The organism is Streptomyces sp. NBC_00996 (assembly GCF_045162675.1).
Lineage (GTDB): Bacteria > Actinomycetota > Actinomycetes > Streptomycetales > Streptomycetaceae > Streptomyces.
This window is the reverse complement of sequence record NZ_CP108723.1, coordinates 9,281,122-9,295,510: the sequence shown is the minus strand read 5'-3', so window position 1 is coordinate 9,295,510 and position 14,389 is coordinate 9,281,122. Positions and strand designations below refer to the sequence as shown.

9 protein-coding genes and 1 pseudogene are annotated in these 14,389 nt (G+C 70.5%); 2 read left to right on the top strand and 8 right to left on the bottom strand.

Features of this window, described 5'->3' with window-relative positions:
* Positions 1 to 16: 16 nt before the first annotated feature.
* The 5 genes and pseudogenes from OG390_RS43010 to OG390_RS42990 form a co-directional block, all read right to left on the bottom strand.
* Positions 17 to 1,429 (bottom strand): ABC transporter substrate-binding protein, encoded by a 1,413-nt coding sequence (locus OG390_RS43010; RefSeq protein ID WP_406175570.1) that lies wholly within the window; start codon positions 1,427 to 1,429, stop codon positions 17 to 19.
* A 10-nt stretch (positions 1,430 to 1,439) separates the two neighbouring features.
* A complete protein-coding gene (locus tag OG390_RS43005) occupies positions 1,440 to 1,667 on the bottom strand; it encodes a ferredoxin family protein (RefSeq protein ID WP_175436735.1) in 228 nt (75 codons plus the stop codon).
* A 92-nt stretch (positions 1,668 to 1,759) separates the two neighbouring features.
* Positions 1,760 to 4,464: pseudogene (locus tag OG390_RS43000) on the bottom strand (fumarate reductase/succinate dehydrogenase flavoprotein subunit).
* Between the two features lie 5 nt (positions 4,465 to 4,469).
* The gene (locus tag OG390_RS42995) at positions 4,470 to 5,267 is read right to left on the bottom strand and encodes a GntR family transcriptional regulator (RefSeq protein WP_406175567.1); all 798 of its coding nucleotides are present in this window, start codon (positions 5,265 to 5,267) and stop codon (positions 4,470 to 4,472) included.
* Between the two features lie 391 nt (positions 5,268 to 5,658).
* Positions 5,659 to 6,567 carry a LysR family transcriptional regulator gene (locus OG390_RS42990; RefSeq protein WP_406178207.1) on the bottom strand — a complete coding sequence of 303 codons (909 nt, stop codon included), beginning with the start codon at positions 6,565 to 6,567 and terminating at the stop codon, positions 5,659 to 5,661.
* 132 nt (positions 6,568 to 6,699) lie between these two features.
* Here OG390_RS42990 and OG390_RS42985 point away from each other — a divergent pair, with 132 nt between their 5' ends.
* Entirely contained in the window at positions 6,700 to 7,791 is a 1,092-nt protein-coding gene (locus OG390_RS42985; RefSeq protein ID WP_406175565.1) for a YeiH family protein, read from the top strand.
* A gap of 683 nt (positions 7,792 to 8,474) precedes the next feature.
* Here OG390_RS42985 and OG390_RS42980 read toward each other — a convergent pair.
* From OG390_RS42980 to oxc, 3 genes are all read right to left on the bottom strand, one after another.
* Positions 8,475 to 9,200, bottom strand: a complete 726-nt coding sequence (locus tag OG390_RS42980; protein WP_406175563.1) for a hypothetical protein — start codon at positions 9,198 to 9,200, stop codon at positions 8,475 to 8,477.
* A 260-nt stretch (positions 9,201 to 9,460) separates the two neighbouring features.
* Positions 9,461 to 10,717 (bottom strand): formyl-CoA transferase, encoded by a 1,257-nt coding sequence (gene frc, locus OG390_RS42975; RefSeq protein ID WP_406175562.1) that lies wholly within the window; start codon positions 10,715 to 10,717, stop codon positions 9,461 to 9,463.
* Positions 10,718 to 10,773: 56 nt separating this feature from the next.
* Entirely contained in the window at positions 10,774 to 12,528 is a 1,755-nt protein-coding gene (oxc, locus tag OG390_RS42970) for an oxalyl-CoA decarboxylase (protein WP_406175560.1), read from the bottom strand.
* Between the two features lie 255 nt (positions 12,529 to 12,783).
* Between oxc and OG390_RS42965 the strand changes: the two genes are divergently transcribed.
* Positions 12,784 to 14,379 (top strand): FadD7 family fatty acid--CoA ligase, encoded by a 1,596-nt coding sequence (locus OG390_RS42965; RefSeq protein ID WP_406175559.1) that lies wholly within the window; start codon positions 12,784 to 12,786, stop codon positions 14,377 to 14,379.
* Positions 14,380 to 14,389 lie beyond the last annotated feature (10 nt).

The window sequence follows — 14,389 nt, the reverse complement described above, 5'->3', positions numbered from 1 at the left end:
CTCTTCCTCCGCTCTCTCAGGCAGCGGCGAGTGCCGCGGCGTATTCCAGTTCGCGGGCGCCCTTGTGGCCCGCCAGGTAGGAGTCCGCGTCGGTGGTCACCGCGAAGGGCAGCAGCCGGGAGTTGGCGCTCTTCGCCGGGTCGAGCACCCAGGTCGCGGAGCCCGCGAAGATCCGGGTGCCGGTCTCGGTGTCCGGCACGTAGGCGGCTCGGACGCCGCCGTGGTGGGCGGCGATCTGCTTCAGCAGGCAGGTCGGGGTGGCGGCGACCTTGGTCGAGGTCGCGCCCTTGAACCACACCTCGGACGCAGTGCGCGGGTCGTCCACCGCGGTGTGGCAGACCGGGTCCTGGCCGCTGAGCCGGTCCGGGTTGGTCAGCTTCGCGGTGGCGGCGGCGTAGGAGGAGCCGTAGACCTGGCGCAAGTAGGTGTCGTTGACGAACTTCTTCAGATCCAGGGACTTGACGGAGCCGAGGTCCTTGAGGAACGGCAGGTCGGTGGCAAGGGCGTCGACCAGGGGCTTCTTGATCGTCGGGTCGAAGGAGACCAGGCCGTTCGGTCCGTTGTAGAGGTAGATCACCTCGGGGTCGATGCCGGTGATCTTGGAGACCCGCTCGGCGGCGGCGAGCGGGTGGCGGTTGAGGTAGTTGGTGGTGTCCCGCTGGGCCTCAAGGAAGGCGCGCATCACCTCGGGGTGCGCCTTGGCAAAGGACGAGCGGGTAACGACGGCGTGCAGGGTCGCGACGCCGTTGCTTCCGCCGTCGTAGAGCAGCCGGCCCTGCCCCCGGAAGACCATCAGTTGCGGCCAGGGCACGAACTGGGAGAGCGCGGCCACCTGCTTGCCCTCCAGCGCGGAGGCGCCGACCGACGGGTCCTGGTTGAGCAGCTTGACGTCGTCCGGGCTCATGCCGTTCTTGTCCAGCGCCTTGACGAGCATGCCGTGCCCGGCGGAGCCGATGCTGGTGGAGACGACCTTGCCGCGCAGGTCGGCGAGGGTCTTGGCGGAGGAACCGGTGGGCACGACAACCTGGTTGAGCGATCCGCGCAGGTTGTAGCCCGTGACGGCGACCATCTCGGACGCTGCGTCGGAGTACGGGGCGCTCTTCGACCCGTTGACCAGGAGCGGGTAGTCGCCCATGGACCCGATGTCGACCTTGTCGCCGATCATCTGCGCGGTCAGCGGCGGGCCGGACGGGAAGTCCTTCCAGACCACCTTGTACTGGATGCCCTTCGCCTTGCCGAGAGTTCGGAGCTTGGCTTCGAAAGTGCCGCGGTCGCGCAGGAGCGTGCCGGCGGTGACGGTGTTGATGGTCTTGGACTGGTAGCCGATGGTGACGACGACGGTGGAGGAGCCCGAGCCGGTCTCGGTTCCGCAGGCGGCGGCCCCGAGACCGAGAACGGTGAGGACCGCGAGAGTGGCAGAAGTTCTCATAGTCTCCGCCTCAGCGCAGCAGGAAGGGGATGTCGACCGTTACCGCGTCGACCGGGCAGCGGGCGGCGCAGGGTCCGCAGTACCAGCATTCGTCGACGTGCATGTACGCCTTGCCGGTATCGGGGTGGATGGCCAGGGAGTCGAGCGGGCACATGTCCACGCAGAGCGTGCATCCGTCGATGCACTTGGATTCGTCGATCGTGACGGGTACGTCCACCCGGTTAGCTGCTTGCGCCATCTGGGATCTCCTTCAACGGGTCGTTCTCAGGCATCTGTTGGTCCGTGGGGTCCATGGGGTTCGTGGGTGTCCAGCGGCCGGAGCCACCGGCATCACTCGGCGTCGGAAGCGGCAAGGCTCATGCGGGCGTAGGCACGGACGTCGGCGTCCGCGTCGTCCATGGCCGCTTCCAGGGCCGCCCGGATCTCGGGGCGGCCCGGCAGCCGGGAGCCGAGGGCCCGGACCGCCGCCTTGCGGACGTCGAGATTGGTGTCGCGGGTTGCGGTGATCAGCGGGGCGACCGCCTCCTGCGGGTCCGCCACGGACAGCGCGGCGGCCGCTCCCTGACGGACCTGCCAAGCGGGGTCGGTCAGCGCGGCGGTGGCCACGGCCGCGGCCTGTTCGGCGCAGCCGGTGTGGGCCATGGCCGACAGGGCCGCGGCCCGGACCAGGACGTCGGCGTCCTCGGCCAGCACGGTCAGGGTGGTGGCCCCGCGGGGGTCGCCGACCGATCCCAGCCCCCTGGCGACGGCCAGCCGTACCGCCGGTGCCGGGTCGGCGGCGGCCTCGCCCAACGCATCCAGCGCGTCCAGCGAGACGAGCCCGAGCACCACCTCGCAGCGGACGGTCTCCACGGAGTCGGGCAGCAGCGCCGCCAACTCTTCGGTGGTGCACAGCCGGTGGCGCCACAGGGCGCCCACGGCGGCGACGCGGACACCGGCGTCCTCGGACCGGCTCGCCTCGCGCAGGGCTCGGGTGAACCGCTCGCCGATCACCAGCACCTCGCGCAGTTCGCTCAGCAGTTCGACGGCTGTACGGCGCACCGCCGCGTCCGGGTCCAGCAGGGCCGTCGCGAACACCGCCGAGGGCTCGTTCCACTCCTCGGCCGCCTCGCTGAGCACGGTCAGCGCCGTGCGCCGCACGCCGGCGTCGGGGTCGGTCAGGAACTCGGCGAGTTCATCGGTGGTCGGGGACTCCTCGGCGAGCTCCAGGAGCGCGAGGATGCGACGGGAGCCCTGCGTACCCGCCTGATGGCCCTGCGTACCCGTTGTCATCCCCACACCGCCGCGAGATCGGCACCGGCCGGTGCGGGCACGTCGGCCACCCCGTCCGGGCGGACGAAGCCGGGAACCGGGACGATGTACGGCGCCACGGGGCGGGTGAGCGTCTCCATCTCCCCGCCGGGGCTCTTGCGCAGGTTGAGGTGACGGAACCAGGTGGCGTCGTCCTGCTCGGGCCGGTCGGCGCGCTGGTGGTACAGGCCCCAGCGGCTCTCGGTACGGGTCAGCGACGCCCGGGCGGCCATCTCGGCGCAGTCCCGGATGAAGGTGACTTCGGCACAGCGCATGAGCTCGTGCGGGGTGTGGGCCCCCATGCCGGCGATCTCACGGCGCATCCGGTCGAACGCCTCGAGACCGAGGGTCAGATAGCGCTCGGTCTTGGGGGGTTGGAGATAGTCGTTGACGAAGCGGCGGAGCTTGTACTCCACCTGCGGCTGAGGGGGACCGTCCGGGTTGGACAGTGGACGGTAGACCAGTTCGTGGGCCGCGGCGATCTGGTCCTCGGGCAACGCGGGACGCCCGGCCGAGGCGGCGAAGGCGGCGGCGTGCTCGCCCGCGATGTCGCCGTAGACGAAGGCGCCGATCATGTAGTTGTGGGGCACGCAGGCCATGTCTCCGGCCGCGTACAGCCCGGGAACCGTGGTCGCCGCGTGTTCGTCCACCCACACGCCGGAGGCCGAGTGCCCGCTGCACAGTCCGATCTCGGAGATGTGCATCTCGACGTCCCGGGTGCGGTAGTCGTGCCCGCGTCCGGCGTGGAAGGTGCCGCGGGTGGGGCGTTCGGTGGTGTGCAGGATGCCCTCGATCTGGCTGATCGTGGCGTCGGGCAGGTGGCTCAGCTTCAGGTAGACGGGGCCGCGTGCGCTGTCCAGTTCCCGCTTGACCTCCGCCATCATCTGGCCCGACCAGTAGTCGCAGTCCACGAAGCGGTTGCCGTCGGCGTTGACCTGGTAGCCGCCGAAGGGGTTGGCGACGTAGGCGCAGGCGGGGCCGTTGTAATCCTTGATGAGCGGGTTGATCTGGAAGCACTCGATGCCGGACAGCTCCGCGCCGGCGTGATAGGCCATCGCGTAGCCGTCGCCGGCGTTGGTCGGGTTCTCGTACGTGCCGTACAGGTAGCCGCTGGCGGGCAGGCCCAGGCGTCCGCAGGCCCCGGCGGCCAGGATCACCGCGCCGGCGGAGATGGTGACGAACTCCCCGCTGCGGGTGTCGAAGCCGACGGCTCCGATGGCGTGGCCGTCCTCGGTGAGCACCCGTACCGGCATGATCCGGTTCTCGATGGTGACCCGGGAACGCACGTGACGGGCACGCAGAGTGCGGTACAGGACCTTCTTCACGTCACGGCCCTCGGGCATCGGGAGCACGTAGCTTCCCGAGCGGTGCACCTTGCGCACGGCGTACTCGTTGTGCTCGTCCTTCTCGAACTTGACGCCGTAGCCCTCCAGGCGCTGCACCATGCCGAAGCCACGGGTCGCGGTCTCGTAGATGGTGCGCTGGTTGACGATGCCGTCGTTGGCGAGGGTGATGTCGGCGACGTAGTCCTCCGGGGTCGCCTTGCCCGGGACGACGGCGTTGTTCACGCCGTCCATGCCCATGGCCAGCGCCCCGGAGTGACGTACATGGGCCTTCTCCAGCAGCAGGACGTCGGCGCCGTTCGCCGCCGCGGTCAGCGCCGCCATCGTGCCGGCGGTGCCTCCGCCGACGATGAGGACGTCACAGGCGAGTTCGCGCCGCTCGGACAAAGGTGGGATCTGCACGGAAGTCAGCCCCTTTCTTGAGAAGGGTGGTGGTTCAGCAGCGGGTGCGTGGGGTCGGGGGTGCGTTGGAGCCAGCCGGCCAGTGACGTCCGGTCTCCGCGGAAGCGGACGAACTCGAGGTCGATGGGCCGGCCCTCGTCGGTGTACGTCAGCCGTTCGAGGAACAGCAGGGGAAAGCCGTCGGGCACGTGGAGGAGGTCGGCGACCGTGCGGTCGGCGGCGATCGCCTCGATGGACAGCGCCGCGGCGCCCAGCGGCAGGCCGAGTTCGCCTTCGAGCAGTCCGAAGACGTCGTGCCGCGCCAGATCCATCTCCAGCAGGGGCCGCCCGACGTCCGCCGGCAGGTAGCTGGCGTCCAGGGACAGCGGGTGCCCGTCCAGTAGCCGTAGCCGTTCCAGGGCGATCACTTCCGTGCCCGGATCGAGCGACAGCCGCTCGGCCACCGTGGGGGTGGCGGGCACGGTGTCCGCCAGCAGGACGTGGTTGACCACCCGGTCGCAGCCGGTGTCGAAGCTCTCCGCCAGCCCGCGCAGGCGATCCAGCCCCTGCACGGCCTTGCCGGCGACCACGAGCGTCCCGACTCCGGGGATACGGTCGACCAGCCCCTCCTTGCGCAACAGCGCGAGGACGTCCCGCACGATGTTGCGACTGGCCCCGAACTCCGCGGCCAGCGCTGTTTCCGAGGGCAGCGGCCGGGTGCCGTATACGCCCGCCAGAATGCGGGTGCGCAGCACGTCCCGGATACGCCGTACTGGTGCGACACGGCTTCCTGTCACCCGGCCACCAGCGATGATCCCTGTCATGGCCGGAATGCTCCGGAGCGCTTGTTACGCGTACCGGTGGCTGGAATTGCGCGCTTGTTACGCCAGTCTCGCCGTGTGGCGGCGTGCCGTTGACCTGGGGTGACGGGCTGCTGCCGGGTCGTATCGCCACGTCGGCCGCGGCGCGACGCGCTTGCGAGCACCACCGATGAGGGGCGCGGGCTCCGGCTCCGGCAGTCGGCCAGGGGCCGTGTTCCGTCGGCGGTCGGCCGGGATCTCCTGGGCGGCAGAGGCCGCCGACGAGGTGCCGCGCTGACCGCGGGCGCTACCGGGATGTGGCCAGGGACCGCGGGCGCGTCCCGCCCCCGGCCGAGGCCGCGGCCAGGACACGAGCATTACGTGTACGCGGGCCGAGGCAACTCACCGACCACGATCACTGCCCGCGGGTGGCAAGGGCCAGCAATGTCGCCGCCGGGCCGGACGGAGGCGTCTCATGGAGCCAGACAGCACGGAACTTCCGGCGTAGCAGGCGGGGCCCTTCCAGCGGCACATTGATGAGCCGCCGGTCATGGAGTTCGGCGGACAGCGCGAGACGGCTCAGGACGGCGGGCGCCTCCCCGGTGGTCACGGCCGACTTGATCGCGGTGGTGGAGCCGAGTTCGGCGGCGGGGGGCGCGAGTTCACCGGCCTCCCGGAGGAATTCGCGTAGCGCGTCACGGGTGCCCGAACCCTGTTCGCGCAGGATCAACGGGGTGGCGGCCAGCATCCGCAGCGGCAGGGGCGTGCGGCGTTTGGCCCACGGGTGTCCCGGTGCGACCACCACGACCAGTTCGTCGTCGTCGATCGCCCGGCTGCGCAGGCCGCCCGGTGCGTGCGGGCCCTCGACGAATCCCAGGTCGGCCTCGCGGCTGCGGACCATGTCAGCGACCTGTGACGAGTTGCCGACCCGCAAGGCGACTCTGGTCTCCGGGGCTCTGCCGTGCAGGGTGATCAGCCAGCCCGGCACCCGGTGATCGGCGATCGTCATCGAGGCGGCGACCCGCAGTCGGCCCTGCTGGTCTGCGTGCAGCGCGGCGACCCCGCTGACCAGGGCCCGGGCCGCGTCGAGCACCGGCCGTGCCCAGTCGACGACGGCGGTTCCGGCCGGGGTGAGCCGGGACCCCGTGGGGCCTCGTTCGAGCAGCACCAGCCTGAGCTGGCGCTCCAACGCGCTGATCCGCATGCTCGCCGCCGGCTGGCTGATCCCGTGCCGCCCGGCGGCCTGGCCGAGACTGCCCGTCTCCGCCACCGACACCAACAGATCCAGCACCTTCAGCTCCGGCGTACCCGGCGGCAGCCCCATCAGCACGGCTTATGACCTCCTCTGAATTCGGTCTCTACCGGAGCCCGGCCGAACACGGCGATCGTGCGGTGGGGCAGGCGCGGACTCGAAGGTCCGCGGGCCGGCGAAGGAGACGTGACGTAAGGAGACGCAATGGAATCGTCGTACGCAGTGCCGGTCAAGCCACCACCGCAGGGCGCCCCCGCCCGCGCACGGCGTCTGTACCGGGCGGTGGGCGACACGCTCCCCGGGCTGGTCGTCGCGGCGGTGCTCGCACTGCCGGCCACCTGGCTGGGCACGCTGGTCCCGACGGTGGGCGGCCCGGTGCTGGGGCTCGTGGTCGGCGTCGGTGCCGGAGTTCTGCTGAGACGGGTTCCGGCGACCGCGGCCGTCGAGCGGCTGCGCCCGGGATTCGCGATGGCCGCCCGGAAGGTCCTCCAAGCGTCCATCGTCGTCCTCGGAACCGGACTCCCGCTGAGCGAAGTGCTGCGGGTGGGGGCGGGTTCGCTGCCGGTCATGCTGGGCACCCTGGCGGTGGCGCTGAGCGGCGCCTGGTTCGTCGGCCGCCTGCTGGGCATCCACCCGGAGGCCCGGCTGCTGATCGGGGTGGGAACGGGTATCTGCGGAGCGTCGGCGATCGCCGCGGTCACCTCCGTCGTGAAGGCGGCGGAAGCCCGGGTCGCGTACGCGATGGGCACCATCTTCACCTTCAACATCGCCGCGGTCCTGCTGTATCCATCCCTCGGCCACCTGCTCGGACTGTCCCAGCAGGCATTCGGACTGTGGAGCGGCACCGCGGTGAACGACACTTCCTCGGTGGTTGCCGCCGCCTACGCCTACGGGACGCCGGCCGGAGCGTATGCCGTCGTGGTCAAGCTGACCCGCAGCCTCATGATCGTGCCGATCTGCGTGGTCCTGCAGGTGTGGCAGTCCCGGCGCCGACGAGCCAACCGGTGGGAGACCCACGACGGCGGTACGGCTTGGCGGGCGTTCCCGCTGTTCATCGTCGGCTTCCTGGCCGCGTCGGCGACCGCCACCGTCGGCGTGATCCCCGGCTCATGGCATCCGGCCCTGTCAACTGCGGGCACTTTCATGATCACGACGTCGTTGGCGGGTATCGGTCTGTCGCTGAACCCGTCGCAGATCCGCGCCGCCGGGCCACGGCCACTGCTCCTGGGCGCGGCGCTGTGGGCCGGCGTCGGCGCCACATCCCTTGGCCTCCAGGCACTCACCGGCCGACTCTGACCGCAGCCCCCGCACCACCGACGCGGTGACGTCCTTGGAGAGTGGGCCACTACCCTGAGGAACTGACCGAACGGCACTCTTCTCGCCATGCCTGAGGCCTCCACCCCTGCAACGCCCACTCCGCACTTGGTGGTGCCCTGGCAGGCCGCCTTGCCGGCCCGCTGGGCGACCTCGGCGGGGTCGGCGCCCGCGCACAGCCAGGTGGACAGCGCCGAGTGCCGCAGATCGTACGGGCGTTTCGCGAGCGGGGTGCCGGAGAGGGCGGGCGGCAGAGCCAGGTCACGGGCTTCGCGCCAGACCCAGTGGTAGGCGCTGTAGCTCAGGATGCCGCCGCGTTCGCTGAAGAACAGCCGTCCGTCGTCGGCGGTGCCGAACGAGGTCACGCTCTCGCGCCACAGCGCCACCAGATGCGGTGGCAGCGGCACCACCCTCGTCTCACCGGGCGGGCGGTTCTTCAGGCCCCGCTCGTCGTGGAACTGGCCGGTGTCGGTCCACCGCTTGCCCGCCTGCGGCAGCGTGCGGTGCACGATCATCCGTCCCCAACCAGTGCTGGGCAGACGGCAGTCCGGCAAGGCGACAGCGATAGCCTCTTCCGGTCGCAGACCCGCGTAGTACATACCCGCGAACAGCCCGACCAGCCGACGGCCACGGGCTCGCCGGTAGCCACCCACGTAGGAGACGACTCAGCAGATCCCGTGCCTGATACGGGTTGGCCACCACCCGCGGATCCACCCCCACCGCCGGCTTGGGCACCCCCACCGGACCTTCGCCAGCGGGTGCGTGCTGAACTCGCCTCTCTCCACGGCGTAGTGGAGCGCGTGCACCAGCACCTTGCGCTTGCGGCGCATTGTCTCCACCGCCGCCTCACCGCCATCCAGCTTGCGGCGCAGCGACTCCAGCACATCCCGCGCCAGCACCGGATCGTGCAGGTCGACCAGAGGCCGGGACGCCTTCGCCACCCACTGCAGCAGCAGCCGGTCCTCCGCCGGCATCTCCCGCTGCTCCGGCCCAAGTACGACGAAAGCCCAGTGGCGCAGGGCACGGCGCAGCAGCTGCTCCTTCGGCCGGCCAGGGAGGTCCCAGCACATCGCCAAAGTGACGGCGGTCAGCGCGTCGCTGACCTCGTCCCGGGTCTTCGCTGCCCTTCCGGGCCAGTGCGCCCGGGCGTACTCGGTCGCGAAGGCGTACCAACTCAGCTGGGACGGGCCCCGTGCCCCGTAGGCGGAGCTGGGTCCCTGGGCCAGCCCCGTGCGGATGGCCCGCACCAGCTCCGCGCCGAGCTCGCCCGCCAGACCCGCGACCATACTGTCGCGGTCCTGCCGTCCCTCCCCATGCGGCTGCGCCGGGGAGCGATCCGCCGGCTGTTCGGCGTCCGAAGTAGCGTCATCGTGATGCCCATTCAGGTCCATGCCCGCCTCCTTCTGATCAGCGGGGACATGACATGACTGCCTCACACATCCGCTCGAACATCCCCCGGTACGAGGGCACTCGGGCAGCAACCTGTTGACGAGCGTGGATTGTCGGACGGTCTGCACGGCGTCCAGTGCCTCGAAGAACCTCGCCCTCAGCACCTCGAAATCCACGATCCCCGCAATTCCCTGAACTCCAGGGTGTTGCGGGGATCAATAGAACCCGCCGGACCGTACGCGGGGCACCGTGGTGTTCCGGGTCAGGCGACGACCTGGCCCTCGTGCAGCTTGCGGATGTCGGCCGCGTCGTAGCCGAGGTCCGCGAGCACCTCGTCGGTGTGCTCGCCGAGCAGCGGCGCGCCCTTGATGTCGGGCTTGAAACCGGAGAACTTGATCGGGCTGCCCACGGTCAGGTAGGTGCCGCGCTCCTTCTGCTCGACCTCGACGATCGTGCCGCTCTTGCGCATGTCGGGGTCCTCGGCGAGCTCCTTCATGCTGAGCACGGGGGCGCAGGGCACCTCCCACTCACGCAGGATGTCGACCGCCTCGTACTTGGTCTTGTCGGCGAGCCACTTCTCGATCTCGCCGAAGATCTCCATGATGTGCGGCTGGCGGGCCCGGGCGGTGGTGTACTCCGGGTCCTCCTTCCACTCCGGGTGGCCGATGGCCTCGCAGGTGCGCGCCCAGTTCTGCTCCTGGACCGTGAAGTAGATGTAGGCGTTGGGGTCGGTCTCCCAGCCCTTGCACTTCAGGATCCAGCCCGGCTGACCGCCGCCGCCGGCGTTGCCGCCGCGAGGCACCGTGTCGCCGAACTCGCCGTGCGGGTACTGCGGGTACTCCTCCAGGTAGCCGACCTTCTCCAGGCGCTGCTGGTCACGGAGCTTGACGCGGGTCAGGTTGAGGCAGGCGTCCTGCATGGACACCGAGACCTTCTGGCCCTCACCGGTCTCGTTGCGCTGGATGATCGCCGCAAGGAGGCCGATCATCAGGTGCATACCGGTGTTGCTGTCACCCAGGGCCGAGCCGCTGATGGTGGGCGGGCCGTCCCAGAAACCGGTGGTCGACGCGGCGCCGCCGGCGGCCTGGGCGACGTTCTCGTAGACCTTCAGGTCGTTCCACTTCGAGTCGTCGTTGAAGCCCTTGACGGAACCGAAGATCAGCCGCGGGTTCAGCTCGTGGATGTAGTCCCACCCGAGACCCATGCGGTCCATGGCGCCCGGTGCGAAGTTCTCTACGAGGATGTCGGACTCGCGGATCAGCTTCTCCATGACCTCCTTGCCCTCGGGGGTCTTGGTGTTGATGGCCAGCGAGCGCTTGTTGCTGTTCAGCATGGTGAAGTACAGGGCGTCGAGGTCGGGGATGTCCCGCAACTGCTTGCGGGTCACGTCGCCGCCGTTGATGCGCTCGACCTTGATGACGTCGGCGCCGAACCAGGCGAGCATCTGGGTACAAGCGGGACCGGCCTGGACCCCGGTGAAGTCGATCACCTTGATTCCGGCGAGCGGCTGTTCACTCATGTTGGTTTCCTTCTCGTGAATGATCTGGTGCGGGGCGGACTGCGGGGTGAAGGCGGTCACTTCTTCGCCGGCGTGATGTTGCCGACGGTGATGCCCTTGGGGTTGAGGTGCGAGATGTGGCCGCTCTCGGTGCCGGCCGAGGGGTCGATCACACAGTCGATGAGCGCCGGGCCACCCGAGGCCAGCGCCTCGGTGAGAGCGGCGGTGACCTCGGCGGGCGTGGTCGCGCGGTAGCCCTTGCCGCCGAACGCCTCGATCATCAGGTCGTGGCGGGCCGCGAGCATGAGGGTCGTCGGCGACGGGGCGTCGTCGAGCGGATTGACGTCGTCGCCCCGGTAGACACCGCCGTTGTTCATGATGATCGTGACGACGGGCAGTTTGTAGCGGCAGATCGTCTCCAGCTCCATGCCGCTGAACCCGAAGGCGCTGTCGCCCTCGACGGCCACGACCGGAGCGCCGCCGCTCTCGACGGCGGCGGCGATCGCGTAGCCCATGCCGATGCCCATGACGCCCCACGTGCCGCTGTCGAGGCGGTGGCGCGGTACGTGCATGTCGATCACGTTGCGCGCGATGTCCAGGGCGTTGGCGCCCTCGTTGACGATGTACGTCTCGGGCCGCGCGTGCACGACGTCACGTACGGCCTTCAGGGCGCCCGTGAACTGCATCGGATGGGGGTCGGCCTTGAGTCGCTCCGCCATCTTGGCGACGTTCTGCGCCGAGCGCGCCGCCAGCTCCTCCCGCCAGGCGGCGGGGGCCGCGATCCGGCCCGGCTTGGTCCGCTCGGCGAGCGCGTCGAGCACCGACTCGATGTCTCCGACGAGCGGGGCCGCGATGGGCTGGTTGCTGTCCATCTCCTTGGGCTCGATGTCCACCTGGATGAACTTGGCGTCGGGGTTCCACTGCGGTGCCTCGCCGTGGTTCAGCAGCCAGTTGAGGCGGGCGCCGACGAGCATGACGACGTCGGCCTTCTTCAGCGCCAGCGAACGGGCGGTGGCCGCCGACTGCGGGTGGTCGTCGGGCAGCAGCCCCTTCGCCATCGACATCGGTACGTACGGGATGCCGGTGGACTCGATGAACTCACGGATCCTGGCATCGGCCTGCGCGTACGCGGCGCCCTTGCCGAGCACCACCAACGGCCGCTCGGCGCCTGCCAGGAGCTCGATCGCGCGGTCCACGGCCTCCGGCGCGGGCAGTTGGCGCGGGGCGGGGTCGACGAGACGGCTCAGCGTCCTGGCGCCCGCCTCCGCGTCCATGATGGAGCCGAGCACCGCGGCGGGAACGTCGAGGTAGACCCCGCCGGGTCGCCCGGAGATGGCGGTGCGCAGCGCGCGGGCGATGCCCCGGCCGATGTCCTCCACCCGGCTCACCCGGTACGCGGCCTTGACGAACGGCTGCGCGGCGGCGAGCTGGTCCATCTCCTCGTAGTCGCCCTGTTTGAGGTCGACGAGGTGGCGCTCGCTGGAGCCGGAGATCTGGACCATCGGAAAGCAGTTGGTGGTCGCGTTCGCCAGCGCGACAAGCCCGTTGAGAAAGCCCGGTGCCGACACCGTCAGCGCCACGCCCGGCTTCTTCGTGAGGTAGCCGGCGGCCGCGGCCGCGTGTCCGGCGTTGCTCTCGTGACGGAAGCCGATGTAGCGGATGCCCTGTGCCTGCGCGAGGCGGGCCAGGTCGGTGATCGGGATGCCGACCACCCCGTAGATGGTGTCGACGTCGTTCATCTTGAGCGCGTCGACGACCAGGTGGTACCCGTCGGTGAGCTCGGTCGGAACGTCGGCTGCTGCCGCGGTCTCCATTGTCGAGGGTGCGGTCATGGTCCGAGGTCCTCCTTGGGCAGGTCATGCCGGTGCGGCTACTTCTCTCACCTTCCGCAGCCCGCCCGCCCGCGTCCAAGACCCATCGACGACCAGCCGATAAACAACATCTATCGATGGCTGGTGGAGGCGTCGCAACTCCCTTGATAGACGGCTGCTATCGGCCGTTCGCCAGTACGTATTGGACGCGCCCCGCGCACCGCCGCAGGCTCGCAGAGGAGTGCTTCATCGGACTTGGCGCGAGGAGGTGGGGTCATGGCCGTTCCGGCCGCGGCATCCGTGCGCGACGCGAACCGGTACCGGCCCCCGGCGATCACGGGTCTCGTCGATCTCCTCGACCGGCAGGTGCGCGAACGTCCGCGCGCCCGGGCCCTCGTCGTCACCGGGGAGCGGGTGCAGCTGTCCTACCGGGCCCTCGCGGCCCTGGCGGACGACGTGGCCACCCGTCTCGGCGGCACGGGGCTGCACCGCGGCGACGCGGTCGGCCTGATCGGCGCCAACACCGCCGAGTTCGTCGTGGCGCTGCTCGGCGCGGCGCGCGCCGGTCTGGTGGTCGCTCCGCTGGATCCCGCACTGCCCGAATCGCAGCTGTCCGCCCGGCTCGAAGCGCTGGGCGCGCAGGCGGTCCTGCTCGGTCCGCCCGCGGCCGACGCCCCGGCGATCGCACCGGTTCGGGTCCCGGCCTGGGCCCTGCGCGTGGACGTCTCCCGTGCCGGGACGGCCGCGGTCGCGCTCGACACCGGCGCGGGTGCGGTGCGCCATGTCCGGGGCGCGGCAGCCGAGCTCGTCCCCGAGGACGCCCTCGTCCTGTTCACCGCCGGAACCACCGACCTGGCCAAGATGGTCCCGCTGACCCACGCCAACGTGGCGGCGTCCGTGCGGAACATCTGCGCCACCTACGAACTGGGTCCCGGGGACGCGACGGTCGCGGTGATGCCGTTCTTCCACGGCCACGGGCTGTTCGCGGCGCTCCTGGCCTCCCTGGCCAGCGGCGGCTGTGTGCTGCTGCCCGAGCGGGGACGGTTCTCGGCCGGTACGTTCTGGGACGACATGCGCGCCGCGGCCGCCACCTGGTTCACCGCGGTCCCGACCATCCACGAGATCCTGCTGGACCGCTCGGAGGTCGACTACCCGGGCCCGCCGGTGCCGCCCCTGAAGTTCGTCCGCAGTTGCAGTGCCCCTCTCAACACGGCCACGCAGCGGGCGCTGGAGCGCACGTTCGGCGCGCCACTGCTGTCCGCGTACGGCATGACCGAGTCCACTCACCAGGCCACCAGCGAGCCGCTGCCGCAGCGGGGATCACTGAAGCACGGCTCGGTCGGCCGGGCGACCGGAGTGGACCTTCGCGTGGTCGACCCGAACAGGCGCGTGTGCCCGGTCGGCGTCCAGGGCGAAGTATGGGTGCACGGTCCCACCGTCGCCCGCGGCTACCTGGCCGATCCGGCCGAGACCGCGCACGGTTTCGCCGACGGTTGGCTGCGCACCGGGGACCTGGGCTCGCTGGACAAGGACGGGTACCTGTCCCTCACCGGGCGCATCAAGAACCTCATCAACCGCGGCGGCGAGAAGATCTCACCCGAGTACGTCGAGGACGTCCTCGCCGGCTGCCCCGGAGTCTGCGAGGCGGCCGTGTTCGCCGTCCCCGACGCGACGTACGGGCAACGGGTCGGCGCCGCCGTGGTCGTCCGCGCGAACGAGAGCATCGGAGCCGAGGAGATCCTGCAGTACTGCCGTGACCGGCTGGCCGCCTTCGAGGTGCCCGACCGGCTCGAACTCGTCGCCGCTCTGCCGCACACGGCCAAAGGAGGGCTGGACCGGCCGGCGGTGGAGGCGCGGTACGGGCAGCGGTGAGCGGGCGGGG

What these genes read in the sequence shown, in the direction of transcription:
- frc (WP_406175562.1), bottom strand. Translation starts at nt 10,717, where the DNA reads ATGAGTGAACAGCCGCTCGCCGGAATCAAGGTGATCGACTTCACCGGG.
- OG390_RS42965 (WP_406175559.1), top strand. Translation starts at nt 12,784, where the DNA reads ATGGCCGTTCCGGCCGCGGCATCCGTGCGCGACGCGAACCGGTACCGG.
- OG390_RS42985 (WP_406175565.1), top strand. Translation starts at nt 6,700, where the DNA reads ATGGAATCGTCGTACGCAGTGCCGGTCAAGCCACCACCGCAGGGCGCC.
- OG390_RS42995 (WP_406175567.1), bottom strand. Translation starts at nt 5,267, where the DNA reads ATGACAGGGATCATCGCTGGTGGCCGGGTGACAGGAAGCCGTGTCGCA.
- OG390_RS43010 (WP_406175570.1), bottom strand. Translation starts at nt 1,429, where the DNA reads ATGAGAACTTCTGCCACTCTCGCGGTCCTCACCGTTCTCGGTCTCGGG.
- oxc (WP_406175560.1), bottom strand. Translation starts at nt 12,528, where the DNA reads ATGACCGCACCCTCGACAATGGAGACCGCGGCAGCAGCCGACGTTCCG.
- OG390_RS42980 (WP_406175563.1), bottom strand. Translation starts at nt 9,200, where the DNA reads ATGGACCTGAATGGGCATCACGATGACGCTACTTCGGACGCCGAACAG.
- OG390_RS43005 (WP_175436735.1), bottom strand. Translation starts at nt 1,667, where the DNA reads ATGGCGCAAGCAGCTAACCGGGTGGACGTACCCGTCACGATCGACGAA.
- OG390_RS42990 (WP_406178207.1), bottom strand. Translation starts at nt 6,567, where the DNA reads ATGGGGCTGCCGCCGGGTACGCCGGAGCTGAAGGTGCTGGATCTGTTG.